At 59.9% G+C, this 24,497-nt stretch carries 23 protein-coding genes; 15 read left to right on the plus strand and 8 right to left on the minus strand.

Annotation, left to right across the window (positions count from 1 at the left end; translation table 11 throughout):
- The first annotated feature begins 7 nt into the window (after nucleotides 1-7).
- The 10 genes from ABEA08_RS06850 (at nucleotide 8) to ABEA08_RS06895 (ending at nucleotide 12,073) form a co-directional block, all read left to right on the plus strand.
- Entirely contained in the window at nucleotides 8-769 is a 762-nt protein-coding gene (locus tag ABEA08_RS06850; RefSeq protein ID WP_345334549.1) for a ZrgA family zinc uptake protein, read from the plus strand.
- The gene (locus tag ABEA08_RS06855) at nucleotides 769-1,476 is read left to right on the plus strand and encodes an ABC transporter ATP-binding protein (RefSeq protein ID WP_345334550.1); all 708 of its coding nucleotides are present in this window, start codon (nucleotides 769-771) and stop codon (nucleotides 1,474-1,476) included. The genes ABEA08_RS06850 and ABEA08_RS06855 overlap by 1 nt, the downstream gene beginning before the upstream one ends.
- Complete coding sequence (locus ABEA08_RS06860) at nucleotides 1,470-2,720, plus strand: ABC transporter permease (RefSeq protein WP_345334551.1); 1,251 nt, start codon at nucleotides 1,470-1,472, stop codon at nucleotides 2,718-2,720. The genes ABEA08_RS06855 and ABEA08_RS06860 overlap by 7 nt, the downstream gene beginning before the upstream one ends.
- Nucleotides 2,721-2,729: 9 nt before the next feature.
- Complete coding sequence (locus ABEA08_RS06865) at nucleotides 2,730-3,239, plus strand: DUF3299 domain-containing protein (RefSeq protein ID WP_345334552.1); 510 nt, start codon at nucleotides 2,730-2,732, stop codon at nucleotides 3,237-3,239.
- 536 nt (nucleotides 3,240-3,775) lie between these two features.
- Entirely contained in the window at nucleotides 3,776-4,774 is a 999-nt protein-coding gene (locus ABEA08_RS06870; RefSeq protein ID WP_345334553.1) for an AAA family ATPase, read from the plus strand.
- A 2-nt stretch (nucleotides 4,775-4,776) separates the two neighbouring features.
- Nucleotides 4,777-5,679: a DUF58 domain-containing protein gene (locus ABEA08_RS06875; protein ID WP_345334554.1), complete on the plus strand. Its 903-nt coding sequence runs from the start codon at nucleotides 4,777-4,779 to the stop codon at nucleotides 5,677-5,679.
- The gene (locus tag ABEA08_RS06880; RefSeq protein WP_345334555.1) at nucleotides 5,672-6,529 is read left to right on the plus strand and encodes a hypothetical protein; all 858 of its coding nucleotides are present in this window, start codon (nucleotides 5,672-5,674) and stop codon (nucleotides 6,527-6,529) included. The genes ABEA08_RS06875 and ABEA08_RS06880 overlap by 8 nt, the downstream gene beginning before the upstream one ends.
- Entirely contained in the window at nucleotides 6,526-7,581 is a 1,056-nt protein-coding gene (locus ABEA08_RS06885; protein ID WP_345334556.1) for a VWA domain-containing protein, read from the plus strand. The genes ABEA08_RS06880 and ABEA08_RS06885 overlap by 4 nt, the downstream gene beginning before the upstream one ends.
- A complete protein-coding gene (locus ABEA08_RS06890) occupies nucleotides 7,578-9,353 on the plus strand; it encodes a VWA domain-containing protein (RefSeq protein ID WP_345334557.1) in 1,776 nt (591 codons plus the stop codon). The genes ABEA08_RS06885 and ABEA08_RS06890 overlap by 4 nt, the downstream gene beginning before the upstream one ends.
- A gap of 5 nt (nucleotides 9,354-9,358) precedes the next feature.
- A complete protein-coding gene (locus tag ABEA08_RS06895; RefSeq protein WP_345334558.1) occupies nucleotides 9,359-12,073 on the plus strand; it encodes an SH3 domain-containing protein in 2,715 nt (904 codons plus the stop codon).
- 359 nt (nucleotides 12,074-12,432) lie between these two features.
- Here ABEA08_RS06895 and ABEA08_RS06900 read toward each other — a convergent pair whose 3' ends face one another.
- Complete coding sequence (locus ABEA08_RS06900) at nucleotides 12,433-13,506, minus strand: AI-2E family transporter (RefSeq protein WP_345334559.1); 1,074 nt, start codon at nucleotides 13,504-13,506, stop codon at nucleotides 12,433-12,435.
- Nucleotides 13,507-13,530: 24 nt separating this feature from the next.
- Nucleotides 13,531-13,740, minus strand: coding sequence for a sulfurtransferase TusA family protein (locus ABEA08_RS06905; protein ID WP_345334560.1), 210 nt, complete (start codon nucleotides 13,738-13,740; stop codon nucleotides 13,531-13,533).
- 142 nt (nucleotides 13,741-13,882) lie between these two features.
- On the opposite strand from ABEA08_RS06905, the gene bepA reads away from it, so the two are divergent.
- Genes bepA through ABEA08_RS06925 form a run of 4 tightly spaced genes read left to right on the plus strand, consistent with a single transcriptional unit; the run spans nucleotide 13,883 to nucleotide 18,087 of the window.
- Complete coding sequence (bepA, locus tag ABEA08_RS06910; protein WP_345334561.1) at nucleotides 13,883-15,346, plus strand: beta-barrel assembly-enhancing protease; 1,464 nt, start codon at nucleotides 13,883-13,885, stop codon at nucleotides 15,344-15,346.
- Between the two features lie 27 nt (nucleotides 15,347-15,373).
- The gene (gene arsC, locus ABEA08_RS06915; protein WP_345334562.1) at nucleotides 15,374-15,727 is read left to right on the plus strand and encodes an arsenate reductase (glutaredoxin); all 354 of its coding nucleotides are present in this window, start codon (nucleotides 15,374-15,376) and stop codon (nucleotides 15,725-15,727) included.
- Nucleotides 15,724-16,128 (plus strand): DUF2069 domain-containing protein, encoded by a 405-nt coding sequence (locus ABEA08_RS06920; RefSeq protein ID WP_345334563.1) that lies wholly within the window; start codon nucleotides 15,724-15,726, stop codon nucleotides 16,126-16,128. Before arsC ends, ABEA08_RS06920 begins: the two co-directional genes overlap by 4 nt.
- A 54-nt stretch (nucleotides 16,129-16,182) precedes the next feature.
- Nucleotides 16,183-18,087: a hypothetical protein gene (locus ABEA08_RS06925; RefSeq protein WP_345334564.1), complete on the plus strand. Its 1,905-nt coding sequence runs from the start codon at nucleotides 16,183-16,185 to the stop codon at nucleotides 18,085-18,087.
- Between the two features lie 68 nt (nucleotides 18,088-18,155).
- Here ABEA08_RS06925 and ABEA08_RS06930 read toward each other — a convergent pair whose 3' ends face one another.
- Complete coding sequence (locus ABEA08_RS06930; protein WP_345334565.1) at nucleotides 18,156-18,944, minus strand: class I SAM-dependent methyltransferase; 789 nt, start codon at nucleotides 18,942-18,944, stop codon at nucleotides 18,156-18,158.
- A gap of 142 nt (nucleotides 18,945-19,086) precedes the next feature.
- On the opposite strand from ABEA08_RS06930, the gene ABEA08_RS06935 reads away from it, so the two are divergent.
- Nucleotides 19,087-19,812, plus strand: a complete 726-nt coding sequence (locus tag ABEA08_RS06935; RefSeq protein WP_345334566.1) for an HAD family hydrolase — start codon at nucleotides 19,087-19,089, stop codon at nucleotides 19,810-19,812.
- Nucleotides 19,813-19,840: 28 nt separating this feature from the next.
- On the opposite strand, the gene ABEA08_RS06940 is transcribed toward ABEA08_RS06935, so the two are convergent.
- The 5 genes from ABEA08_RS06940 to upp form a co-directional block, all read right to left on the minus strand.
- Nucleotides 19,841-20,383 (minus strand): TrmH family RNA methyltransferase, encoded by a 543-nt coding sequence (locus ABEA08_RS06940; RefSeq protein ID WP_345334567.1) that lies wholly within the window; start codon nucleotides 20,381-20,383, stop codon nucleotides 19,841-19,843.
- Nucleotides 20,384-20,465: 82 nt separating this feature from the next.
- Nucleotides 20,466-21,173: a DnaA inactivator Hda gene (gene hda, locus ABEA08_RS06945; protein WP_425557341.1), complete on the minus strand. Its 708-nt coding sequence runs from the start codon at nucleotides 21,171-21,173 to the stop codon at nucleotides 20,466-20,468.
- 49 nt (nucleotides 21,174-21,222) lie between these two features.
- Nucleotides 21,223-22,281 (minus strand): DUF2066 domain-containing protein, encoded by a 1,059-nt coding sequence (locus ABEA08_RS06950; RefSeq protein ID WP_345334568.1) that lies wholly within the window; start codon nucleotides 22,279-22,281, stop codon nucleotides 21,223-21,225.
- 86 nt (nucleotides 22,282-22,367) lie between these two features.
- A complete protein-coding gene (locus ABEA08_RS06955; RefSeq protein ID WP_425557342.1) occupies nucleotides 22,368-23,576 on the minus strand; it encodes a uracil-xanthine permease family protein in 1,209 nt (402 codons plus the stop codon).
- 84 nt (nucleotides 23,577-23,660) lie between these two features.
- On the minus strand, nucleotides 23,661-24,287 hold the full coding sequence (gene upp, locus ABEA08_RS06960; protein WP_345334570.1) for a uracil phosphoribosyltransferase: 627 nt from the start codon (nucleotides 24,285-24,287) through the stop codon (nucleotides 23,661-23,663).
- Between the last annotated feature and the right edge of the window lie 210 nt (nucleotides 24,288-24,497).

Here is a 24,497-nt window from a genome sequence, read left to right on the forward strand (position 1 = left end):
GTTTGCTGTGAAGTTATCAGCCCAAGCCCAGCCCTGCCTAATTGCACTGGCCGTTGCCAGCGCTTTGTCCCTGTCCGCGTGCAGTGGCGAACATCAACACGATCATCATGCCCATGCGCCCTCCGAGCCCGCGCACGCCAGCGCACTCCGTGCTCAAAGCGCCAACGAGGCGTCCCATGACGGTCATGCGCAGCACCATGAGCACGCGCCAACTCATGACGCCCATGATCACGACCATGAGCACAGCCACGCTCATGAGGCGCATCAACACAGCGACGAATGCGAGCATGACCACGACTCAGACCATGCCACTCAAGGCGGCTATGGTGCTCACGTCCATGGCGAAGGGGAGATGACTTTGATCCAGGATCTAGATCAGGTCCAGATCAGCTTGCTCCTCCCCACCGACAGCCTGTGGGGCTTCGAACGCGCCCCAGCCAACGACGAAGAGGAAGCCTTGATCCGCCGCGTGCTGGGCCAGCTCAGTGCCGGTCACCGCTTCTTCGCGCTCAGCGGCCGCGCCCAGTGCCAGCCACAAGACGTCGAGATCATCCCACCGCAAGGGCTGGACACCCCAGGCTACAGTGGCCATATGGAGCTCGAAGCCCATTGGCGCTGGCAATGCGAGCAGGTGACCGACTTAAACCAAGTCAAGGTCGAGTTCTTCAAACACTACCCACAACTGCATAAACTCACGGCCCAACGCCTGACACTCAACGGCAGTGGCGGCGCCACCCTGACTCCACAACACCCAACCATGAGCTGGTAATGATCCACAATCCATCCCAAACCCAATTGACCATCGCCGGGCTCAGCTATCGCTGGCCCGGTGGCGAACGCACCCTCACCGTGCCGCAGCTGACGCTGCGTGCCGGCGAGCGCGCCATGCTGCGGGGCGCCTCCGGCAGCGGTAAATCCACCCTACTCAACCTGATCAGCGGCGTGCTCTCCCCCGACGCTGGCGAGCTGGCCCTACTGGGTCAGCCGCTGCAACAGATGAGCGCAGCCAAGCGCGATCAACTGCGCGCCGACGCCATGGGGATCGTGTTTCAACAATTTAACCTGTTGCCCTACCTCAGCGTGGAGCAGAACATCCTGCTGCCGCTGAAGTTCGCCCCTAAGCGCCGCGCTAGGGTCAACGATCCCAAGCAAGAAACCGCCCGCTTGCTGCAAGCGATGGAGCTGGATCTGAGCCTGCTCAACCGCTCGGTAACCGAGCTGTCGGTCGGCCAACAGCAACGCGTCGCCGTGGCCCGCGCCCTGATCGGCACCCCGGCGCTGATCCTGGCCGACGAGCCAACCTCGGCACTGGATCCAATCGCCCGTGATCGCTTTATGGCCCTGCTGGCCAGCCAATGCCAGGCCGCTGGCTCGGCCCTGCTGTTGGTCAGCCACGATCCGGATCTGGCCAAAGTGGTCGACAGTGAGTACCTGCTTCACGTCAGCGACACAGGGACGGAGGTACGACCATGTTAAGCCTGATGCTGCGCAGCATGCGCAATCGACTGACCAGCGTCAGCCTGACCCTGACCGTGATCGCCATCTCCGTCGCCCTGTTTATCGGCGTGGAATTGGTGCGAACTCAAGCTAAGCAAAGCTTTGCCAACACCATCTCAGGCACAGATCTGGTGGTCGGCGCTCGCAGCGGCAACATCAACCTGTTGCTCTACTCGGTGTTCCGTCTCGGCAACCCCACCAACAACATTGGCTACGATACCTACGAGCGGTTAAGTCAAAGCCGCGGGGTGGCCTGGACCATCCCCCTAGCGCTAGGCGACTCCCACCGCGGCTACCGGGTGGTGGGCACCAATCAGGACTACTTCCGCCACTACCAATACGGTCGGCAACAGTCGCTGACACTGGCCCAAGGCCAGCCGTTTAACGATCTGTTTGATGTGGTGCTCGGCGCCGAAGTGGCCAATAAGCTGGGCTATCGACTGGGCGATCACATCGTGCTGTCGCACGGTGCCGGCGGCTCCACCAGCTTCTCCGAACACGACGACATGCCCTTTAGCGTGACGGGCATTCTGGCCCCCACGGGCACCCCGGTGGATCGCAGCCTGCACGTGTCGTTAGAGGCGATCGAGGCGATCCACCTCGGCTGGCAGGGCGGTACTCGTACCCAAGGCGTCGATCTGGCGCAGATCGACCAGTTTGATCTAACGCCCAAGACCCTCACCGCCTTCTTGGTCGGCCTGGAAAGCAAGTTCCAGCTGCTCAATGTCCAGCGCGCCATCAATACCAACAAGAGCGAGCCGCTGTCAGCCGTGCTGCCCGGCATGGCACTGGCCGAGCTGTGGACCCTGCTGGACCAAGCGGAAAAAGCCCTCGCGATCGTGGCCGCCTTTGTCGTCGCCGTCGGCCTCACTGGCATGCTGACCACCCTGCTGGCCAGCCTCAATGAGCGACGCCGGGAGATGGCGATCCTACGAGCCATGGGCGCCGGCCCGCGCCACGTCTTTTTACTGCTGTGGAGCGAAGCCGCGCTGCTTGCCCTGCTCGGCACCGTGCTGGGTTACCTCTTGGCGCAACTCACCATTGTGGCGCTCGCCCCCTTAGCACTGGCACAATACGGCCTAGTGCTGAGCATGGGCCTGCCCACAGGCTCCGTCGCCTGGATGATGGTGGCGGTACAGATCGCCGGCTCACTGGCCGGACTCGTGCCGGCATGGCGCGCCTACCGTCACACCCTGGCCGATGGCCTGACCCAAAGACTGTAAGGAACAATAATGAAGTGGTTTAAACAACTCCTGGCAAGCGCGGTTCTGCTACCCGCCCTGCTGCTGCCAGCCCAGGCTGAAGTCCAAGTCCTGAAATGGGACGATCTGCGGCCCCAGTCCGAGCGCGACGCCGTGCTGGCCCCGCTCAATCCCCACATGGGCGATCCCTTCGCCGATGAAAGCGCCCCCGCCGATTGGGTTCAGCCTATCGGTCAGGTCGTGCCAGAGCTGGATGGCAAAACCGTCCGTCTGCCCGGCTTTATCGTGCCGTTGGAGGGCGACGAAACCAAGGTGACCGAATTCCTGTTGGTGCCCTACTTTGGCGCCTGCGTGCACGTGCCGCCGCCGCCAACCAACCAGCTGATCTACGTCAACTACCCGGAGGGGATCCCACTGGACATCATCTGGGACGCAGTCTGGGTTACCGGTAAGATCAGCACCGTCGACTTCAACGTCGAAGACTTCACCGCCGGCTACTCAATGGAAGCCACCCTAGCCAACCCCTACGACGAAGGCTAAAGGCGCGATATCAAGACAAAAGGCGAACCGCTCAGGTTCGCCTTTTTGCTGCTCCCCTCTGCGCCGCGTTCTCCTGTCTCCGCCATAAGCCAAACACCTGACATCAACAGAGCCCGACTCCTTGTCATGGTGAGGCACCCGCAACGGCTCGGCTCGCCCCATCCTCACGCCGCCACGCATAGGGGCGCGACCCCATTGCCACAGCACGGGCGGCCAGCCGCATCGGCAAGGCAGACATATCCCCACGCTGACGCCCATGGCGGTCATGTTCAAACACAGGAAAAGGCAAAAGAGCCGGGCCGCAATGCGCGGCGGTTGCTGGCCACAAACGGCCAGCAACCGCGAGGTTTTGTCGGCGCAATTTATCAGCCCAGCCCCCGCTTGATAAACTTTCTTATCAGGTCACATTTCTCCGCACAACTTGAGCAGCTTCAAGCGAATCCAGTTAACGTAAAAAAGAATAAAGAGCACAAAATTTCCCCCAAGCCTTCTCTATACTGCCGCTTCGATAAGTTCCCCATAAGAAGAGTTGTTCCATGCAGCAAGAGCGCAAGATCCTCAGTCCCGAATGCGAGCCCCAACCTATCGATAAGATCCAGGCGCTGCGCCAGGAGATCGCCAAAGTCATCGTGGGTCAGCAAGATCTGGTCGACGGGCTGATCCTAGCCCTGATGTGCCGCAGTCACGTCCTGATCGAAGGGATCCCGGGTCTGGCCAAGACACTGACGGTGAACACCCTGTCCCGTGCGCTCGGCCTAGACTTCAGTCGCATTCAGTTTACCCCGGATCTGCTGCCCGGTGACGTCACCGGCACCTTGATCTACAACCCCGCCAGCGGTGAGTTCAACGCCCAAAAAGGGCCGATCTTTGCCAACATCGTGCTGGCCGATGAGATCAACCGTTCACCAGCGAAGGTGCAATCCGCGCTGCTCGAAGCAATGCAGGAAAAGCAGGTGACCTTAGGTCAGGCGGTCAACCCGCTGCCACACCCCTTCCTGGTACTGGCCACCCAGAACCCGGTTGAGCAAGAAGGCACCTACCCGCTGCCGGAAGCCCAGGTCGACCGCTTTATGTTCAAGCTCAAGGTCAGCTACCCGACGTTTGATGAAGAGCTGGAGGTGATGCGTCGCCAATCCAAGCCGGCGGAGAAGCCCACCGTCAACTCGGTGCTTAGCCGTGATGATCTGGAAGCCCTGTCTGCCCGCATGGATGAGATCTACTTGGACCCCGCTCTGGAGAAGTACATCGTTCATCTGATCTCCGCCACCCGCGATCCTGCGGCCTATCAATTGGATGTGGCGGATCTGATCCGCTTCGGTGCCTCGCCTCGCGCCACCATCAGCCTGGCAATGGCCGCTCGTGCCCGCGCCGTGCTGCACGGCCGCGACCACGTACTGCCACAAGATATCCGCGCACTGGCCCCGGACGTGCTGCGCCACCGTGTGGCGCTGACCTATAAGGCTGAGGCCCGCGGGATCACCTCCGAACAGTTGATCGAGCAGCTGCTAGCACACGTCGCCATTCCGGAGCAGTGATCATGCCGCTCGAACTGGATCAGCAGCTCAGTCAGCTGCAGCTCTATTGTCGCCATAAGGTGGATCACCTACTCAGTGGTCACTACACCTCGGCGTTCAAAGGCCAGGGGTTGGAGTTTGATGAGGTGCGCCCTTACACCCCGGGGGACGACGTCCGCACCATCGACTGGAACGTCACCGCCCGCTCTGGCGAAGTGCACATCAAGCGCTTTATTGAAGAGCGTGAATTGAACCTGATGCTGGTGGTGGACGCCTCCGCCTCCTTCGCTTGGTCGAGTCAGGCCCCGGGACGACAGCAGATCGCCGCGCAGTTGTGCGGTTTGCTCGGCAACGCCGCGCTGCGCAGCAACGACCGTATCGGCCTATTGCGCTTCAACGAGACGTTGGAAACCTATGTGCCCGCCAGCAAAGGACGGCCGCACCTGATGCGCTGCCTGGCGAAGCTGCTGGCGCCGATAGAGCCCGGTCAGGGCACGGATCTCAACCAAGCACTGACCTTCCTCAATCAGCAGAAGATGAAGAAAACCCTGATCGTGGTGATCTCCGACTTCTTTGATCTGGATAACTCGCAAACCCTGCAGGACAACTTGGCCATGCTGGCACAACGCCATCAGGTCTTGGCCATTGCCATGGACGATCAACGAGAGCAGCAACTGGCCGAGGGGGGGCTGATCCAACTGACCGACGCCGAGCGCGGCGGCAGTGTCTGGATCGATCTCGATCACGCCCCGGTACATCACGCGTTTACCCAGCGTGTCCACGAGCGACAGCAACAGCGCCAACGCTTCTTTGCCGATCTGGGTATCGATCTCCTGATCCATCCACTGGCGCAGGATCCCGCCGAGAGCTTGCTCAGCTTTTTCCAGCATCGCCAAAGCGGCACGCAAGGAGAGGAACATGGCTAACCCTATCCCGCTCAGCAAAGTGCTGAGCTCGGTGCTGCTGCTCTTGATGCTACTGAGCACGGCAAGCACCGCAGCACCGTTGATCCCGGTTGAGATCAGTCCGGCTCAGATCACCCCAGGCCAGCAGATCCAGCTGCGCTTTACCGTGCAGTATGCCGATGAAGCCGATGCCGAGTTCACCGCGCCGCCTCGCAACGAATGGGGCCCCCTCCAGCTGGTCGAAACCCAAGCCTACCCCGCCCGCTGGGATCAGGGCGTGTGGCGCCAGGAGTTTGAGCTGCAGTTGTTGGTGCCAGAAGCCGGTGACTATGCTCTGCCCCGCTTGTGGGTGGAGATCGTCGAAGGCGAACAGCGCCAGCGCCAACAATTGGCACCGGCGCAGATCCACGTCGCCAGCAGCTTCGAGCAGGACGCCCAAGAGCAACCTCTTATGCGCATGCAAGGTGAGATCCCGTCCGAGGGCGCACTGCCCAAAGGGCTCTTGGCTGCCATCCTGCTTGGCGCAGGCTTGCTCATCACGCTTGCCGTCCTGCAGCGCGCTCGCCGCCGCAGCGCCGCCACTGTCGCAGAGATCACACCACCAACGCCTGCGGACTTGGCGCGACAATGCCAGGCCGATCAGACGCCACAATGGGAAGCGCTACGCCAATGGATGCAAGCCCAAACCGGCCAAGATCCGTTAGCGCTCGCGCCCGACTCGGCCGCCGCCCTGCCCGCAGCGCACATCGAGCTGTTACAGCGTTATCAGCAGGCTCGTTTTGCCGCACCGCGCCCCAATAACAACGCCCCCGAACCACGCCCAGCGGCGTTCATCCGCCTGTGCCAAGCGTGTGAGGCACGATTATCATGAATGTTGAATACCCCGCCCTGCTGTGGCTGCTGCTTCTGCTGGTGCCGCTCGCCGCATATCTGTGGCACGGGCTAAAGCACAGCGATGCGCGTCACGATTACGCCCACCTGCCGCTGCTGGAGGGACTGCCCCACAGTGAGCGTCAGCGCTTCTTCTGGTTGCCCACCGCGCTGCAACTGCTGGCCGTCGCCAGCGTGATCGTCGCCGTGGCCCAACCCTATAAGCTCGACACCGTTCACTCGGATCAAGCCCAAGGGATCGCCATTGCGCTGGTGGTGGATATCTCCACCTCCATGCACATCAATATGGACAATGCATCCGATGCCAGTGAGCAGCGGATCTCCCGCATGGAGGGCGCCAAACGGGTGCTACAGGAGTTTGTGTTGGGCGATGGCGAAACCCATTTTGGTCGCCCCAACGATCTGATCTCCGTCATCACCTTTGCCCGCTATCCCGATACGCTGGTGCCACTGACCACCAGTCACCGCGCCTTAGCCGCCATCGCTGCCGACATCGAGCCGGAGCACCGTCCCGGTGAAGACGGCACCGCCTATGGCGATGCCGTCGCCTTGGCCGCGGCGCAGCTGAGCCAGTACGAAGAGATCCTCAAGCTGGAAGCGGACAGCATCAAAAATAAGATCGTGATCCTACTGACCGATGGCGAAAACAACGCCGGCGACTACAGCCCACTGATGGCCGCCTCCATGGCCGCCGAGTGGGGGATCAAGGTCTACACCATCAGCCTGAGCGATCCCATCCTCAGCGAGATCGACAGTGCGCAGGGCACCCTCCGCTTGAGCGACGCCACCTCGGCGGCGGACATCGAGCTGCAAACCATGGCCGACGCCACCGGCGGTACGTTCCAGCGCGCCCACGATTACGAGTCGCTCAATACCGTCTATCACGCCATCGACGCCCTGGAGACCTCGCAACTGCAGACCGTCCTGTTTGAGGATCGCATCCCCCATTTTCAGTTTGCTGCCTTACTGGCGCTGCTGAGCTTAGTGCTGTCGGCATTATTGAGTGCCACCTGGCTAAGGAGCAACGGATGAACACATTCGTCTTTCAATCGCCGGCCTGGTTGTGGCTGCTGTGGCTGCTACCCGCCCTGGGGATCCTGTTCCTTTATCAGAGCCGCCAACAAAAGCGCGATCTGGCCAAGTTTCGGGATCGGCCCATCCGCGGCCAGTGGCAGCTGCGCACGACCGCATTGCTGGCCCTGTGCCTGGGCTCGCTGATCCTGTCATTGGCGCGCCCCGGCTGGAACCCGTCTCCCAGCGGGATCAATGAGCAGGGCCGCGACGTGATCTTCCTGCTCGATGTCTCCCGCTCCATGCTGGCGGCCGACGCCCGGCCCAATCGACTCGAGGTGGCGCGCCACGCGATCCGCGAAACGGTCAACGGCAACAACAATGACCGCTTTGGCCTGGCAGTCTTTGCCGGCCAGACCGCCATTTTGTCGCCACTGACCAATGACAGCCGCTTCCTCAACAACCTGCTGGATACGCTGGGCCCTCACTCGGTCGCGCAGGGAGGCACCAGCATCGAAGAAGCCCTACTGACCGTCACCGGCACCATGATCAGTCGAGAAGAGGACGCCCCGGCGGTGGATCTGATCCTGATCAGCGACGGCGAAGATCTGACCGAGCGCGATCCCAATCGGCCCGCCGGTGAAGGGGAGGAGGACCATGCCCTGGCGCAGCTCAATGCGCTGGGCGTGCGGCTGATGGTGATCGGCCTGGGCGACAGCCAACGCGGCGCCCGGGTTCCCGCACGCGACGCACAAAGCCGTGACGGCGAAGGCTGGACCCTGGATAACGGCCAGGAGCACTGGAGCCGGATGGACACCCGCTTCTTACGTAGCTTGGCCCAAGGCGCCGAGCAGGGCGTGTTCTTTCCGGTCGGGACCGCCAGCCTGGATCTGGCCGACATGGTGTCCAAGCTGCGCCTACTCTGGCCCGGCTCGGACCGACAAGAGGGCGAGATCCTACGCTACACCGAGGGCTACCCTTGGCTGCTGGCGCTGGCCTTGCTCAGCCTACTGTTGCTGTTGCTGCGCCGCGGTGCCCTCAGTGCCGGCCTGTTACTGCTGAGCTTTCACGCTGGCGCGACGGCCGATCTCAATGGCTATCTCAGTGACGCGCAACTGCGCGAGCTGTCGCTGACCGAACAACATGCCCTGGCCCTGACCCGGATCGACAACATGGATGCACTGGGTGCAGCGGGGATCTACCGGATCATTGCCGCCGACGCGCGGGATCTCGAGACCGCCATCACCGCCAACTACAACCTGGGCACCGCATTGATCCAGGCGGGCCATCAATTGGAGCGCAAACAGCGCATGTTGGATGAAAATGGCGAGATCGATCCCACCCTGTTCGATCCGGACGATCCCGACTTTTTCACCCCGCCGGAATGGTATTTTGACGAAGCCAGCGAGGTCCTGCGTCTGGTGCTGCGCCAACGCCCGGATCATCAGGGCAGCGCCCGCAACCTGGAGTGGCTGACCGTACGCCGGACAGAGCAAGAGGACAACGAGCAGGCGGCCATGGAGATGAACGATCAGGGCAACGAAGGCGACGACACCTCGGAGAGTGAGCAAAACGACAACGACTCGGAGCAAGACGACGGCGAAGGCGAAACCGAAGAGAGCGACAGCCAGGGCGATCAAGAAGGCGAAGCCGATACCCTGTCTGAGCAAGCGCCCCAGCTGCCACCGCCGACAGCATCTCAAGAAGACATTCTGGAACAGGCCCGCCAACGGGACCAACAACAACGTCAGCCGGTGGAACGTGAGTCCATTCCGGTCGAGCGGGACTGGTAATAACGATGAAGAATAACATTAACGCGATGATCAACAGGCTAAAACGTCGAGCCATGACGCTGCTGCTTGGCAGCTGTGCACTGCTGCCGACACAGGCGCTGGCTTTGACCGCCCAACCGACAGACGATTGGCAGCTAACGCTGGATCCGCCGAGCCAGACCCTTTGGCTCGGCCAAACCAGCGAGTGGCTGCTACTGTCCCACAACCACCCGGAAGGCGAGGTCGAGCTGGTGCTACCACAAAGTGACGCCTTCCAGTTGGTCAGCTCCGATCCCGTGCCGTTTCGCGGCGAAAGCCACAGCGGCATGGCCTATACCCTGCAGCTCACGCCACTGAGCGCCCAAACCCTGGCACTACCCCCAGTGCAACTGCGGCTGGGCGAGCACAGTCGCAGCAGCGACAGTCACCGCATCGAGGTGAGCCAGCCGGAGTTGGTGGAGGAGATGCAGTTTGAGATCCGCCGCAGCGCCACTGAGATCCCACTCGGGCAAAGCATCAGTCTGGAGGGCGTTTGGACCTTCAGCTACCCGATCCAGGCCCTCAAAGCGGTCGATATCCTGCTCCCCGAGCTCCAGCAGGATCACATCCGGGTGCTGTCGCCGTGGGATCGACCCGACGACAACGCATTAGAAAGCATCGGCCTGCCGGTGTCCGGCCGCCGGGTGATCGCCCAGTGGGATCAAATCGATCGTGAACAGCTGCAGATCCGCTTTCGCATGGTCATTCAACCCACCGAAGCGGGCGAGTTTTCCTTCCCAGCGCCGATCCTGATGGCCAGTCTGGATAACGAAACCGCCAAACTGCCGCGTCGCCGGTTCACCGGCTCACGCTACCCGGCCTACTTTGATAACGACTTCTTCGATGATGGCAACAGCCGCAACACCCGTCGCATTATGGCCGTGGCCCAACCGCTGACACTGACGGTCCACGCCCTGCCACAACCGGCGCCCGACAACTTCAGCGGGATCATCGGCCGACCGGTGATCGAGGCCAGCGTGCCACATCACAGCGTGTCACAGGGCGAGCCTATCCCCTATACCGTAAGCTTGGCTCACCCGGACATCGAAGCGATCGAACTGCCCGCGCTGGACCGCCAGTACGCCTTTACCAACGACTTCACCTTGGCGAGCAACAATGGCCCCGCACGCTATCGCGACGGCCGCAAACACCTGACGCAAACCCTGTTTGCCAAACATACAGAGATCGACGCCATCCCGGCACTGACCCTCAGCTACTGGGATCCGGCCAACAACGCGTACCGCGAGATGCAGATCGACGCGATCCCACTCGAGATCACGGAGAATGAGGTCTTTAGTCTGTCGGATGCGGAGTTTGCCGACGGGATCAAGCTGACCAACCGAGTCGAGCAAGATCCGGAAGGGATCTGGGCACACCGTTGGGGCGACCGGCTCGACGCTCAACGCGAGCCCGCGCACGCCAGCCCTTGGCCTCAGCGGTTACTGGCCCTGATCTTGTTGCTGCCCCCGCTGGCGATGCTGTCGCTACTGGCCAAGCCACACCTTAAGCAGTGGCAGGCGCGCCGACGTCAGCGCCCCTTGATCCAATTCAAGACCGCACTGCAGAGCAAGGGGGATCCCCTCTTGGCGCTCAGCCGCTACTGTGAGCAACGTCTGGGGATCGCGCCCTCAACCCTCAGTGCCGATCGCCTGCGGCAGCAGTTGGCCCGCAGTGCGCCACAAGCCGGTGAAGCCTTAGCCCAGTGGCTGGAACAGGATCAGCAGCGCTTTGCCGATCGCAAGCAAACCCATGCCGGTCAAGCGGACACGGCGCAGCTCCTGCATTGGATCAAGCAATTGGATAAACGCCTGGCCAGATCCGCCACATCCTTCGCGCTGGCACTGCTGCTCGTGACCACGGCGGCGATCCCGCTCACGGCAGACGCCGCCGACAGCGCCCCCGCGTCCTTGAGCATGGAGTCCGTCCAACAGCAGCATCAGCGAGCGCTGCGCCTGAGCGAAGAGCACCCACAACGGGGCCGCAACGAGCACGCCAAGATCGCCGCCAAACTGGCCTCCTTCGTCGACGACCCCGCCTTCGATCCGGCGTCACTGCGTTACAACATCGGCAGCAGCGCCTTTCACGCCGGCGATCTTGGCACCAGCATCCTCTGGTTGCACCGGGCCGAACGTCTGGCGCCCAACGATGAGCGGATCCGCCATAACCTGGCCGAAGCGCGCGCAGAGCGAGTGGATGAGCTGCCTATCGCGTTCGGCACATACTGGTGGTCACCGCTCTATCAAGTGAGCCAACATCCGCTGTGGCTGGCGATCTGCGCGGCTATCTATCTGGCATTCTGGTGGACCCTGTATCAGTGGCTGACCGATCGGCTGCAGCGCACGGCGTCCGCCAAACGCGCCCTGACTGGCACGCGCCGGCCACAGGAAACCGTCTCCCTGAGTCTGCGCGGGAGCCTGATCGTCGCCGCGGCGCTGTTGCTGTTGGCCGGGCTGAGTCAGGCTCTGAACCTGAGTCATACCCCCAAGACCGCTGATGGGGTGGTGATGAGTCAGGAAGTGGTGGGCCGCAAAGGCCCGGGTCTGGTGTTCGCCCCAGCCTTCACCACACCGCTGCATCAGGGCACCGAGTTTATCCTATTGCAACAGCAAACCGACTGGCTCGAGGTGCAGCTCAGCAATGGCCTGCAGGGCTGGCTGCCCAACCGCGCCATCGCGGTGTTTGACGAAGACGCGCAGCGTTAACGCCAAGTCCAATCGACCCCAAAGGCCCGGAGATCCTCTCCGGGCCTTTTTCATGCCAAGTCCCAGCAGGCTCGCCATCTCGGTGCCCCCAACGGCTGACCTCTGCCTTGGCCTCTCGACGTAAGGGGGAGCATTCAGCATGACTGTTGGATCGCACCCAAAGCGAGGGCACAGCGAAACGCAGCGATAGGGAGTGTGCAGAGGGCTCGCCCCCCACGGTTTCACAAAGATGCCGCCACAAAGATGCCTTCACAAAGATGGCTTGCCGTCGCCAACGCGACTTCGCGGGTGAAGTTGACCACTACACAGCAATAAAGGCGCCCTAGGCGCCTTTAAATGATAACCCTTGCTCGGCCGACTTACATCGCTTCTGAGGCCGCCTCAACAGTACGGCGCGGCCACACATTGATCACCGCTTTGACCAGGGTTGCCAGCGGTATGGCAAAGAACACCCCCCAGAAGCCCCACAGGCCACCGAAGATCAGCACCGCCAGAATGATGGCCACCGGATGCAGGTTGACCGCCTCACTGAACAGCAGCGGCACCAGGACATTGCCATCGATCGCCTGGATGATCCCGTACCCGAGCAGCAGGTAGCCGAACTCCGGCGAGATCCCCCACTGGAAAAAACCGACCAGGGCCACCGGAATGGTCACCACCGTAGCACCGATATAAGGGATCACCACGGACAGTCCCACCAACACACTGAGCAGGGCGGCATAACGCAGATCCATCAAGTAGAACATCACGAAGCTGCTGATCCCGATGATCAGGATCTCGATCACCTTACCGCGGATGTAGTTGCCGATCTGCACATTCATCTCACTGGCAACCTTATTCGCCAACTCCCGATTGTCCGGCGCAAACCGAGTCAGGCTGTCGAGCAGCTCCGCCTTGTCCTTGAGGAAGAAAAACAGCAGCAGCGGCACCAAGATCGCGTACACCATCAGTGCCACCAGATCCACCAGAGAGGCCAGCGACATCGACAGGAGACCTTGGCCCCATTTAAGCAGGGAGTTGTTAAAGCTGGATACCAAGGTGCGCAATTGCACCTCGTCGATCACGTTTGGATACTCTTCCGGCAGTGTCATCAACAGCGCCTGCCATTGACTCACCATGGCCGGCAACTCTCCGGCCAACGCCATGCCCTGATGCCACAGCGCCGGCAACATCACCAGCACGGTAATGGTCATCAGCATCAAAAACAGCATCAGAACCAGGCTGGCGGCAACGGTTCGCGGCACCCCGAACTGCGCCAAGCGGCCAACCGGCCAATCCAGCATGTAGGCCAAAACCACCGCCACCAACAGCGGCATCAACAGCTTGCCGGAGAAATAGATGATGGCGAAGCCCGACAACAGGATCACGGCCAAGGTGACCGCCTGGGGATCAGAAAACTTTTCCTGATACCACTCCCGAACCATATTCAGCATCTTGTTTTCTCTCGTAAAAAATCATTAATAAACACGTAAGATCCGCTCCGCTTCAAGCCATTCATAGCGCGATCCTATTTTATCCAGCCAACGCGGAACATCCTTTGCGGTTCCGGGGTCTGAGATCAGGAGTGTCAATGGCTTGCCGTCAGCCCGAGCCTGGATCGCCAGTTTGGCGTGCACAAACGCGAGTGGGCAGCGCAATTGACGCAGATCGACTGTTTCGCCAGACATTGGCATCCTTGCCCTCCTTCGGCGATTTGCTAAGTCGCGGTTGGCGCCTATTATTGCCCGCCATAGGCAAAACCACAAACGTCTGGTACAACGGTTTTTTTTAGCGATACACTACAGCGGATTTGTCCTAAGAAACGTACTTGTGAAAACGCATTTAACTCGCCTCCGGGCCCGGCTTATTGCCCCTGTATTACTGATACTTTCTGCAGCAACGACCGTGGGTGTGGCCGGTGCCAACACCTTACCGGATCTTGGCACCGCTGCCGTCTCGACCCTCACCATCGAAAAAGAGATCGAGGTGGGCGGATTCTACATGCGGGTGTTGCGCAACCAACTCCCCATCGTCAGCGATCCGGTGATGAACGAGTATCTCAATGACGTCGGCTACAAGCTCGTCGCCAACTCCAATAACGTCAGAACCCCGTTTAAGTTCTTCCTGGTCAATAACTCGGACATCAACGCGTTTGCCTTTTTCGGCGGGCACGTTGGCGTTCATACCGCCCTGTTCCACCACGCGGACAGCGAAAGCGAACTGGCCTCGGTGCTGGCGCACGAAGTCGCCCACGTCACCCAACGCCACCTCGCCCGCTCGATGGAGGCCCAGCAAAAGAACGCGCCGGCGACGCTCGCCGGCGTACTTGGCTCCATCCTGTTGGCGATGGCGGCCCCGGAGGCCGGGATCGCGGCATTGCAATCCACCCTGGCGCTGGGGCAACAGGCCCAGATCAACTACACTCGCAGCAACGAGCTGGAAGCGGATCGCATCGGCATGCAAGCGATGGTGGCCGCTGGGTTTGATCCCTACGCCGCCCCCAGCTTCTTCGGCAAGCTGGCGGCACAATACCGCTTTGCCAGCAAGCCGCCAGCGATGCTGATGACCCACCCCTTGCCGGAGTCACGGATCGCCGACACCCGAAACCGCGCGGCGCGCTACCCACAGCGCAATATCCCAGACAATCTGATGTTCCAACTGGCCAAGGCGCGCGCGCAGGTGCGTTTCTCCAACTACAGCGCCGAACGGGCGATGGACGTGTTTGACCGCCAGCTACGCCAGCCGACCTACCCGTTCAAAGACGCGGCCCATTACGGCAAAGCACTGGCCCATTTCCGCATGGACGACTTTGCCGAAGCCGAAATGCTGATCGTCAACTTGCTCGCCAAGGAGCCGCAGAACCTGTTCTATCTGGACACCTACACCGACATCATGCTTGCCACCGATCGTCACGACAGCGCGATTGAAACCTTGGAGCGGGCACGCAAAAACCGCCCCAATAATTCGGTGATCGATCTCAATCTGGCCAACGCCTATCTGGAATCGAACCAGCCGAAGCAAGCCCGCGCGATCCTGGAGCGCCATCTGGTGCTGTCGAAAGACGATCTGGTGGTCTATGACCTGCTGGCCCAGACCTATCAGAAGCTGGATATGCCGGCGGAGCGTCACATGATCCAGGCGGAGATCCTGGCCTTGCGAGCCGATTACCCCCGCGCCATCGATCAGCTGCAACACGCCTATCGGCTGTCACGCAGCAACGCGCTACAGTTGGCCCGGATCGATGCCCGCATCAAGCAGCTTCGCAGCGCCGAGCAACAGATGCGCAACCTATAACAGTGAACTAAAAATAAGGATGTTTTTATGAGCCCTACCCCGATCCAGATTTGGCATAACCCGCGCTGCTCCAAGAGCCGACAAACCTTGGCCTTGCTTGAGCAGCAGGATCAGCCGATTGAGATCATTAAATATCTCGACACCCCGCCGAGCCAACCGGCGCTGGAGCAGGTACTGAGGCTATTGGCCCTCAGCCCACGTCAACTGATCCGCACCGGCGAAGCGGAATACAAGGCTCAAGGGCTCGCTCAGGCCGACGATGCCACCTTGCTGCAAGCGATGCTGAATACGCCCAAGCTGATAGAGCGCCCAATCGTGCTGGCCAATGGCAAAGCGGCCATCGGCCGACCGCCAGAAGCGGTACTGGCGATCCTGTCATGAGCCAAAACACAATGGCTGCCAATACCCGGCGTTGTCTACTTGCCGCCCGTTTTGGATACCTTGCCAGTCTAACCCTAATCCCGCTTTGGATGTGGCTATACCCAGCCCAGCCGAGCTACTCACTAGGCTTTCAACTGCTGCTACTTCTGCCGCTGCTAAGCCCGGCGGCTGGGTTATTGTGCGGTAAGCCCTATACCCACGCATGGTCCGGCTTTATTGCCAGCTTGTATCTGTTGTGGGGCCTTACCGGCTGGTGGGTTCACAGTGACCAACGCGTCATGGCCAGCTTGGTGGTGGCCACTTTACTGCTGTGGCTGTTGGCCAGCACCTATTACGCCCGTTACCGAGGCAGAGAGTTGGGCCTTGGCCTGAAAAAGCACAAGGAAACGACAATTAGCTAAACTCAACGGATCCGAGGACGGCGATCCGGACAACAACAAGAACGGAGCTCTATTATGCAAAGAGTGATCTATAGTGGGCTGTTAACCCTTGCCTTAGCTGCTTGTGGCGGTGGAGGAAGTGAAAATGGCGGTGACCCTCAACCGCCAGATCCTGGTACCAATCCAAACCTGTCATTCCATTTATTTGGCGCTACAGAGGTCTTTGCAGATAGCGCCACCGCGTTCGCCATCATTCCGGTCAATTCCTCTTCAGTCTGGGAAACCTCTTGGCAACAACTTAGTGGGCCAACCCTGAATATCGCCAACCCTTCCAGCAGTGTGGCCGCATTTGATGTTCAACAAACCGGTAGCTATGTGCTGCAGTACAGCATTTCCAACGGCAATTTCGTCAATACCGATACCGTCGAGTTTGTGGTCAACCAAACAGGCGGGGAACTCGCGATATTGCGGGACCATGAAGTGGTCTCAGGCGGACGCGTCAGCCTACGAGCCAAAGCTTTGGATTGGGATGACGCAGGAGCCGTCAGCCAACCTAGCAATCTGGCATGGCAACAAATAGGAGGTCCTAGTGTTGCCGATGTCGGCAACGAAGATCCTTTGCTGTACACCTTTACTGCGCCCGAAGTCGACAGCCCAACCCTGCTGCAGTTTGAACTGACTGGGACGGTCTTTGGCAACACTGAGCGGGACAGCGTTTATGTCGTGGTTCAACCGGCAGCAGCGCCGGTCGCTAACGCGTATTTCGATACCCCTATCGCCAAAGTGCAGGCCTATCGAGCCAACTCTCCCTGGGCCGAGGCGATGGAACGCTGCGTTTATTCAACCCAAATTGCCCACCCGAACCCCTGTACGGTCGATGAGTTGCCACTGTTGGGGCAAACCAGCCCGGATCCCGGTATTGAGGATGTGATGGACCGCGTGCTGGTCTCCCACCCATGGATGGGCGAACAGTTTGAGACCTTTCTGCGCGAACAAGACAGCAGCGGTGATTTCCTGAAGCTACTCTCCTCTGTCACCGCAGTCGTGCTCAGCTACGATATCCGCCCCTCGTTTTACTGGGTGGTCACCGGCGCCATCTACCTGGATCCAGAAAACCTCTGGACGACGGACTGGCAGCGCAACACCATCAACGAAGATCCGGACTATCGCAGCGGCTTTGGCAATGCCCTGCAGTTTTTGATCCCCTGGCGCTACGTCGATGGCAACGACTACGCCAGCCTGTATTACCCACCGCATTCTCATTGGGATCGACCCTGGACCCAGATCACGCCCGATCTGGCCAGCTTGATGTATCACGAACTGGCCCACGCCAATGATTACTTCCCCCGCAGCCTGCACGGCAGCATTAGCGCCGATACCCTGCTGGACGAATGGTCGCAACGGAATCAATCCAAAAGCCTTCCGTCGGATCAACTCGCCGCCAGCTACCCGCTGGCCAGTGAAGCGATGTTTGATCTGGCTGGCGTCAGCTTCCATGGCAACAGCGTCACACCGGCGCAGCAAGCGCTATCGCCGCAGGATGTTGCCCAACTCTTTTTTGACGATAGAGCATCGGATTACTACGGCTACTCCAGCACACGCGAAGACTTAGCCATGCTGTTTGAAGAGGCGATGATGCAACACCGCTATGGCATTCGCCGGGATGTGGCCGTCAGCTCAAATCGTTCTGACGATCCCGACCAGAACGTCATCGTGGCCCAGGGACAGCGCGGCCGCATCGGTGAGGCCGCATTGTCACCCCGACTGGATCTGGTACTGCACGAGCTCTTCCCCGAGCTCGCAGAGCTCAGCCAAGATCTGCCCGTCCCGATCCCAATGACGCCGGGGTTAAACTGGTGGGACAACCTTGAGCTGGAGCCCGCAGCGGATCAGGCCCGTCCCGCTGCACTGCATTCAGCACAGCCGCTGCAGGGCGTGACCCACTTCGGACCGCGCCATGCCCCAAGGACACCTCACTAGACGCCCCGTGGCAACCGCTACAACCAGCACGCCCTGCCAATGCAGGGCGTGCGCCTTTAACCAACCGGTTAGGGAGCTTGCGAAGGCGCAGGTTTTCGTGCCACCAGACTGTAGAGCATGGGGAGCGGATGGCCCTGCTGCAGCAGCTGGAAACAGCCCGGGCGCGCTTCAACCATGCCATCAAAACAGCGGTACGGGCTGCTGTCGTGTTCCTGCAACTGCTCCAGGACAAGCCCCGCCGTTAACAACGCCGTGACCGTCTCGCCAATACTGTGACCCCAGAGCGCAAACGCAGCCGTATCCCCCGGGCAGTTCTCGGTATAGGTGCCCTCCTCCGCCACATCGGCCTCGCGCTGGTGAAAGTAGCTGTAGCCCTGATGCAGATCGATGGCCGGATGAAACTCCACCAAAGCCAGCCGGCCGCCGGGCTTCAACGCATTGGCGATCCCTTGTGCCCACAGAGCGAGATCCGGCAGCCAGCATAAGGCCCCGTAAGAGGTAAACACCCAATCGTATTCGGCCGAGGCGCGCTGACCAAACGCCAATACGTCGTCACACACAAACTCCGCCGGGATCCCGATCTGAGCACTGAGTTGCCGGGCCTGCGCGATCGCCACCGGCGACAGATCCACCCCGGTGATCTCAGCGCCCAACCGCGCCCAGCTGAGGCTGTCCAAGCCAAAATGGCACTGCAGGTGCAGCAGACGCAGGCCACAGACATCCCCCAGCAGCGTCAACTCCAACGGATTCAGGCTGCTGTTTCCGGCAACAAAACCCGCCACGTCGTAAAACTTGGATTCGATATGGATCGCGGTGCGTTGATCCCAACCGCGCCGATTCATCGTGAGGTGGTCCATCCCTCGTCACTCCTAAGACTGGTGCGTGCGCAGACGCTAGCAGCTACATCGCTCAAAAACCAGCCTGACGGACGCGAGTGGGACCGCCGCGGTGACCAATTTGATATACTGCCGCCAGCCATTGATTAAGGAACTCCGCTGCATGTACAAAGCCCTTCTGCTCGATCTGGATGAAACCCTGTGCGACACCACCGGTGCCAACAACCAAGCCCTGCAGGCGATGGCGCAACAGGCCCGATCCCTGTTCCCGACCATCGATGATAGCCAGTTTGCCCAGCGCTACCTCAGCGGGATCTATCGCCAGTTTAGCGAGCAACAACGCGCCCGCTACCTGCCGATCGACGATGAAGGTGCGTTCCGCCTGCAACTGATCGCCGATATCCTGCAGCAGATGGGCCAGACGCAACCGGCCCGTGATACCGCGCAACGACTGCAACACAGCTTCGATCAAACCCGCAGCCAGCGCTTCGATTTCTTTCCCGGGATCAAAGCCAAACTGGCCCAATGGCGCCAGCATTACACCCTCGTGGTGATCACCAATGGCCCGGTCTTTTCGCAGCAAGCCAAAGTCGACATCGTCGCCCTGCCCGATCACGTCGATCACATCCTTATCGGTGGCCAGGAGCCGGAGCAGAAACCGGCGGTCAGTATCTTCCACAAAGCCCTGTCACTGGCTCAGTGTGAAGCCCATGAGGCGCTCCATGTGGGCGATTCACTCAGCGCCGATATTGCCGGAGCCAACGCCTCGGGGATCGCCTCGCTCTGGATCAGCCACGGCACGGTCAACGACACCGAGCACACCCCAACCCACGCGGTCACCACGCCCGCCGAGTTTGCGGCTTACATCGACGCCTTGCCCCGTCGCTAAATCGGGCCAGCAGCCACCTCAGTAGCCCTTAGCGACCGCCCTGCGCCTTTGCATGGCGGTCGTACATCACAATGGCGCCGCACACCGCCACATTCAATGACGCCGGTGTGTCGATCTTCAAATAACGCAGATGCGCCGTTTTGCGCGTACTGGCCAGATGCTCGGTTGGGATCTCATCGTGCAGCTGGGCAAAGTGACGCTCTATCTGCGCCAGCTCCGCCGAAGTAAACCCGGATAACTCGGGCCCCAGCAAATAGCTGGCGTTCTGCGCGTGGACAAACGACTCAAGCAACGCCGCCTCGGCAACGGTTTCCACCACGTTCAACGTGGTTTGCGCTGGCAGATGCTTCAGGTAATCGGCCAGTGTCTCGAAATAGTACACGGCCACATGCGACAGGCCGTCCTGGGTATCCATCTGATGAGAAAACTTATGGATGTTGCCCTTGTACTTGTCCCGGATCGCGCCCCCGATCACCGCGACCGACGCCACCCCGAAGTTCTGCGCGCAGCGCAGCAAGGTGGCGATATTCTCCCGGGAGCGGGGGTTGAGCAGGGCAAAATTTGTAACCATAGGTTTGGGGTTCCCACCTTCAATGACAATAAAAAGGCCCAACGGTGGAGACCATTGAGCCTTGTTGAGCAATCGTAGCCGCTTACAGGTGTAGCGTCTCTTTGACGAACGGAATGGTGAGCTTGCGCTGCGCCACCAAGGAAGCCTTATCCAGTCGGTCTAGCACATCGAACAGCGTACGCAGATCCCGCGCTAAGCGGGTCATCATGAAACGTCCCACATCTTCTGGCAACTCCAGTCCGCGCATCTTGGCACGGCGCTGCAGCGCCACCAACTTGGCGTCATCCGGTAACGGATGCAGCTGATACTGAATGCCCCAATTGAGACGTGACACCAGATCGGGCAACAAAAAACCCACCTGACTGGCCGCAGCGCGCGCCGACACCACCAGGCGACAATCGTCCTTCTCAGCAACGCGATTGTAGAGATCAAACAGCGCCTCTTCCCAGATCGGATGACGACTGACCTCGTCGATATCATCCAAGCAGATAAGCGCCATGTTCTCCAGCCCTTCCAGGATGTCCGGCGACATCGAAGCGTTGATCCCTAAGGGCAGATAGAACGCCTGCCGCCCCTGCTCATTGGCCAATGCGCAGGCCGCATGCAGCAGGTGGGTCCGGCCGGATTTGGCCGCCCCCCACAGATAGGTGATGCGCTCTCCTTGGCCAGCCGCGGCCAACCTAAGGCTTTCAATCAATTGCTGGTTGCCCGCGGGATAATAACTCTGAAAGGTTTCATCATCCGGCAAGTGGACGGCCAAAGACAGCTGGATCGGCGAGCTCGGGATCACGGCAGAGGGATTTCCTTCAAATCAATAGAACGCTTCAATTGTAACACGCTCAGCGACGAGAGCTGCGCGCTTGCCAGCGATAGCGGGCGCGTTCGTTCAGAACATCGTCAACCGGCAGCGTTGAGATCCGCTGATCCAACGCCATCAGCTGCTCCACTTCGTTGATGCCACCGATCAGATCCAGCTCCAGAACCACTTCACGGCCCGACACTTGCGAGATCTGCACCGCCTTGACCGGCGTCAAGCTGGTCAAGTAACGCTCCAGCGCCACCAACTGCTCAATGCCGCCAGCCAGCTCAAACACCAACTGAGTATGGCCCGCTTCATCACTGGCCACCGCGGCATATCGCTGCGAGTAATACTTGGCCAGCTCAGCCAACATCGCCTCAAGCGCCTCGGTTTCGGTTGCGGCGCTGCCACTGCGACGCAACAACGGCCGTGGCGCGCGATAGCTGCCATCCGTCGACGCCGGCGGGTACAACAACAGCATGAACTGCCACTCACTGGCGAATTGAGCTAAGCGGCCACTGACAATAAAGTCGGCACCGTAACGCTCGCTGGCGTCGAGCACAGGGCTAGGGAAATTCCCCCACACATCATTCAACTGCATCGCCATGCTGTCTTCCAGGTCCAGCAAGGGGAGCGTCAATGGCAGGCCAGTGATCTGAGCTTGATCTGTCAGTGCTCTGCCTAGCTCATCGTTTTCCCCGACCAAACCACGTTCACCACTAGGGTCCTCCGCAGCTAACCAGACCAAGGTCTGTGGCCGTTGAGCGCCCCAAACCGGGAGATGAGCTTGCTGCAGCTGCCGCTGGATCCGATCCTTATCGAAATCGACCTGCAGTTGTGCCGCGCCGCGATAGCTGTAAGACAGCAGATACTGATCCGCCTGACGCACCATGCTTCGACTGGCGTCATGCTGCAAAATATCCTTATCGCCACTGATCCGGATCAGCACCTGCGCCATCGCATCACGGATCGCCAACTGCCGATCCTGATTACTCCGGGAGGCCACATCGACCTGACCGCGATAGAGATCCTTTACCGTGGCCGCACTGGCAGTGGTACAACCCAGACAAAGCGCAAAAACGAAAAGTAACGAACGCAACATCAATTCCAACCCAAGCAAATGAGAGGCTGAGTGTACCACAGCCCATGAACAGGGATCGCTTAGCCGATCCCTGTCGAATGTACTTACTTAGCGGCGCGAGGCAACAACAAATTCAGTAGGATCGCAGTGACGGCACACAAAGCGATCCCTTCGAGCTTAAAGTCACCAAATGGGAACACCATGCCACCGATCCCGAAGACCAGGGTCACCGCCACGATCACCAGGTTGCGAGACTCACCCAGATCCACCTGATTTTTTACCAAGGTGTTCATCCCCACCGCCGCAATCGAGCCAAACAGCAGGATCATGATCCCCCCCATCACCACAGTCGGGATGGTCATCAGCAAGGCGCCGAACTTACCGATCATCGCCAGTGCAATCGCAAAACAAGCGCCATAGGTCATCACCCGTGGATCGTAGTTCTTGGTCAACATTACCGCACCGGTCACTTCAGAGTAGGTGGTGTTCGGTGGACCGCCCAAGCTGGCCGCCGCCGTAGTCGCCAAACCGTCGCCCAGCAAGGTGCGATGCAAGCCTGGCTTCTTCAGGTAATTTTTACCGGTTACGTTGGAGATCGCCACCATATCGCCGATATGCTCAACCGCCGGGGCGATCGCCACTGGGATCATGAACAAAATGGCCGCCCAATGGAAACTTGGCGCAACGAAATCTGGCAGGGCAAACCACGCTGCCTCACGCACCGGGGCAAAGTCCACGATCCCCATCATCAACGACAGGCTGTAGCCGACGATGATGGCACACAGGATAGGCAGTAAACGCAACATGCCGCGCCCAAACACTGAGACCAGCAGCGCCGTCAGCAAGGTCGGCAGCGCCACCATCAACGCGGTCGCAGTAGAAAAGACCTGCTCGTCGCCCTGGTAACCCAGCGCCATGCCCACAGCGACCGGAGCCAAAGACAGGCCGATCACCATGATCACCGGGCCAACGACCACAGGAGGCAGATAACGGTTGATGGTCTCAACGCCGCCAACCCGCGCGATCTGAGACAGCAAGATGTACACCATGCCCGCTGCCATCAATCCGCCCATGGTGGCGGATACACCCCACTGCGCCACGCCGGCGGAGATAGGGGCAATAAAGGCAAAGGAGGAGGCCACAAACACCGGCACCTGGCCCTTGGTCACCAACTGGAAGATCAAGGTGCCGATCCCCGCGGTGAACAGCGCCACGCTGACACTCAGCCCCGTCAGCAGTGGCACCAATACCAGCGCGCCAAACGCCACAAACAGCATCTGGCTACCCGCCAAAATCTGCTTTGGCCGCGACAGTTGCAGTTCACTCATTATTTTTATCCTTTTCAAAGTCACACAAAAAAGGCGTCGAACCCGACGCCTTTCATTTAACGCATTTAATTATTTGGTACCGAAGATCTTATCACCGGCGTCGCCCAGACCTGGCAGGATGTAACCCTGTTCGTTCAGGCAGTCATCAACCGACGCGGTGTAGAAGTCTACGTCCGGGTGGGTTTCTTCCAGTGCCTTGATCCCCTCAGGGGCAGCCACCAGAACCAGAACCTTAATTTGGGTACAACCACGGGCTTTCAGCAGATCCAAGGTGGAGATCATAGAGCCACCGGTGGCCAGCATCGGATCCACCACCAACGCGATACGCTCGTCGATATTGGAGACCAGCTTCTCAAAGTAAGGTACTGGCTCCAGCGTTTCCTCATCACGGTAGATCCCAACCACGGACACCTTGGCGGAAGGGATGTGCTCCAGCACACCGTCCATCATGCCCAAGCCGGCACGCAGGATAGGCACCACGGTCACTTTTTTGCCTTTAATTTTGTTGACCTGGATCGGGCCGTTCCAGCCATCGATGGTCACTTCTTCAGTTTCGAAGTCAGCGGTCGCCTCATAGGTCAGAAGCGCAGCCACCTCACTGGCCAACTCGCGGAAACGCTTGGTGCTGATCTCAGCTTCGCGCATCAGGCCCAGCTTGTGTTGAATTAACGGGTGCTTTACTTCGGTGACTTTCATCGCCATCTCCAAGATCTTGCTTTTATCGGACAAATTAGCGGGATTTTAGCCCTTATTGGCCGCTTAGTGATAGATCCTCACCAAAGATTTTATTCCAAAATGTGATCCCGAGAAGATCGGTTCACGCCCACTGACCGCACTTTTCGTCAAGCAGCGCAAAAGCTTGGGCCTGTCGGCCACAACTGGTAGAATGCCGCGCAAAAATAATAC

Source organism: Ferrimonas pelagia (assembly GCF_039543565.1).
Lineage (GTDB): Bacteria > Pseudomonadota > Gammaproteobacteria > Enterobacterales > Shewanellaceae > Ferrimonas > Ferrimonas pelagia.

Coding starts and splice junctions, on each gene's coding strand:
- ABEA08_RS06855 (WP_345334550.1), top strand. CDS start 769: ATGATCCACAATCCATCCCAAACCCAATTGACCATCGCCGGGCTCAGC.
- ABEA08_RS06860 (WP_345334551.1), top strand. CDS start 1,470: ATGTTAAGCCTGATGCTGCGCAGCATGCGCAATCGACTGACCAGCGTC.
- ABEA08_RS06865 (WP_345334552.1), top strand. CDS start 2,730: ATGAAGTGGTTTAAACAACTCCTGGCAAGCGCGGTTCTGCTACCCGCC.
- ABEA08_RS06870 (WP_345334553.1), top strand. CDS start 3,776: ATGCAGCAAGAGCGCAAGATCCTCAGTCCCGAATGCGAGCCCCAACCT.
- ABEA08_RS06875 (WP_345334554.1), top strand. CDS start 4,777: ATGCCGCTCGAACTGGATCAGCAGCTCAGTCAGCTGCAGCTCTATTGT.
- ABEA08_RS06880 (WP_345334555.1), top strand. CDS start 5,672: ATGGCTAACCCTATCCCGCTCAGCAAAGTGCTGAGCTCGGTGCTGCTG.
- ABEA08_RS06885 (WP_345334556.1), top strand. CDS start 6,526: ATGAATGTTGAATACCCCGCCCTGCTGTGGCTGCTGCTTCTGCTGGTG.
- ABEA08_RS06890 (WP_345334557.1), top strand. CDS start 7,578: ATGAACACATTCGTCTTTCAATCGCCGGCCTGGTTGTGGCTGCTGTGG.
- ABEA08_RS06895 (WP_345334558.1), top strand. CDS start 9,359: ATGAAGAATAACATTAACGCGATGATCAACAGGCTAAAACGTCGAGCC.
- ABEA08_RS06900 (WP_345334559.1), bottom strand. CDS start 13,506: ATGCTGAATATGGTTCGGGAGTGGTATCAGGAAAAGTTTTCTGATCCC.
- ABEA08_RS06905 (WP_345334560.1), bottom strand. CDS start 13,740: ATGTCTGGCGAAACAGTCGATCTGCGTCAATTGCGCTGCCCACTCGCG.
- arsC (WP_345334562.1), top strand. CDS start 15,374: ATGAGCCCTACCCCGATCCAGATTTGGCATAACCCGCGCTGCTCCAAG.
- ABEA08_RS06920 (WP_345334563.1), top strand. CDS start 15,724: ATGAGCCAAAACACAATGGCTGCCAATACCCGGCGTTGTCTACTTGCC.
- ABEA08_RS06925 (WP_345334564.1), top strand. CDS start 16,183: ATGCAAAGAGTGATCTATAGTGGGCTGTTAACCCTTGCCTTAGCTGCT.
- ABEA08_RS06930 (WP_345334565.1), bottom strand. CDS start 18,944: ATGGACCACCTCACGATGAATCGGCGCGGTTGGGATCAACGCACCGCG.
- ABEA08_RS06935 (WP_345334566.1), top strand. CDS start 19,087: ATGTACAAAGCCCTTCTGCTCGATCTGGATGAAACCCTGTGCGACACC.
- ABEA08_RS06940 (WP_345334567.1), bottom strand. CDS start 20,383: ATGGTTACAAATTTTGCCCTGCTCAACCCCCGCTCCCGGGAGAATATC.
- upp (WP_345334570.1), bottom strand. CDS start 24,287: ATGAAAGTCACCGAAGTAAAGCACCCGTTAATTCAACACAAGCTGGGC.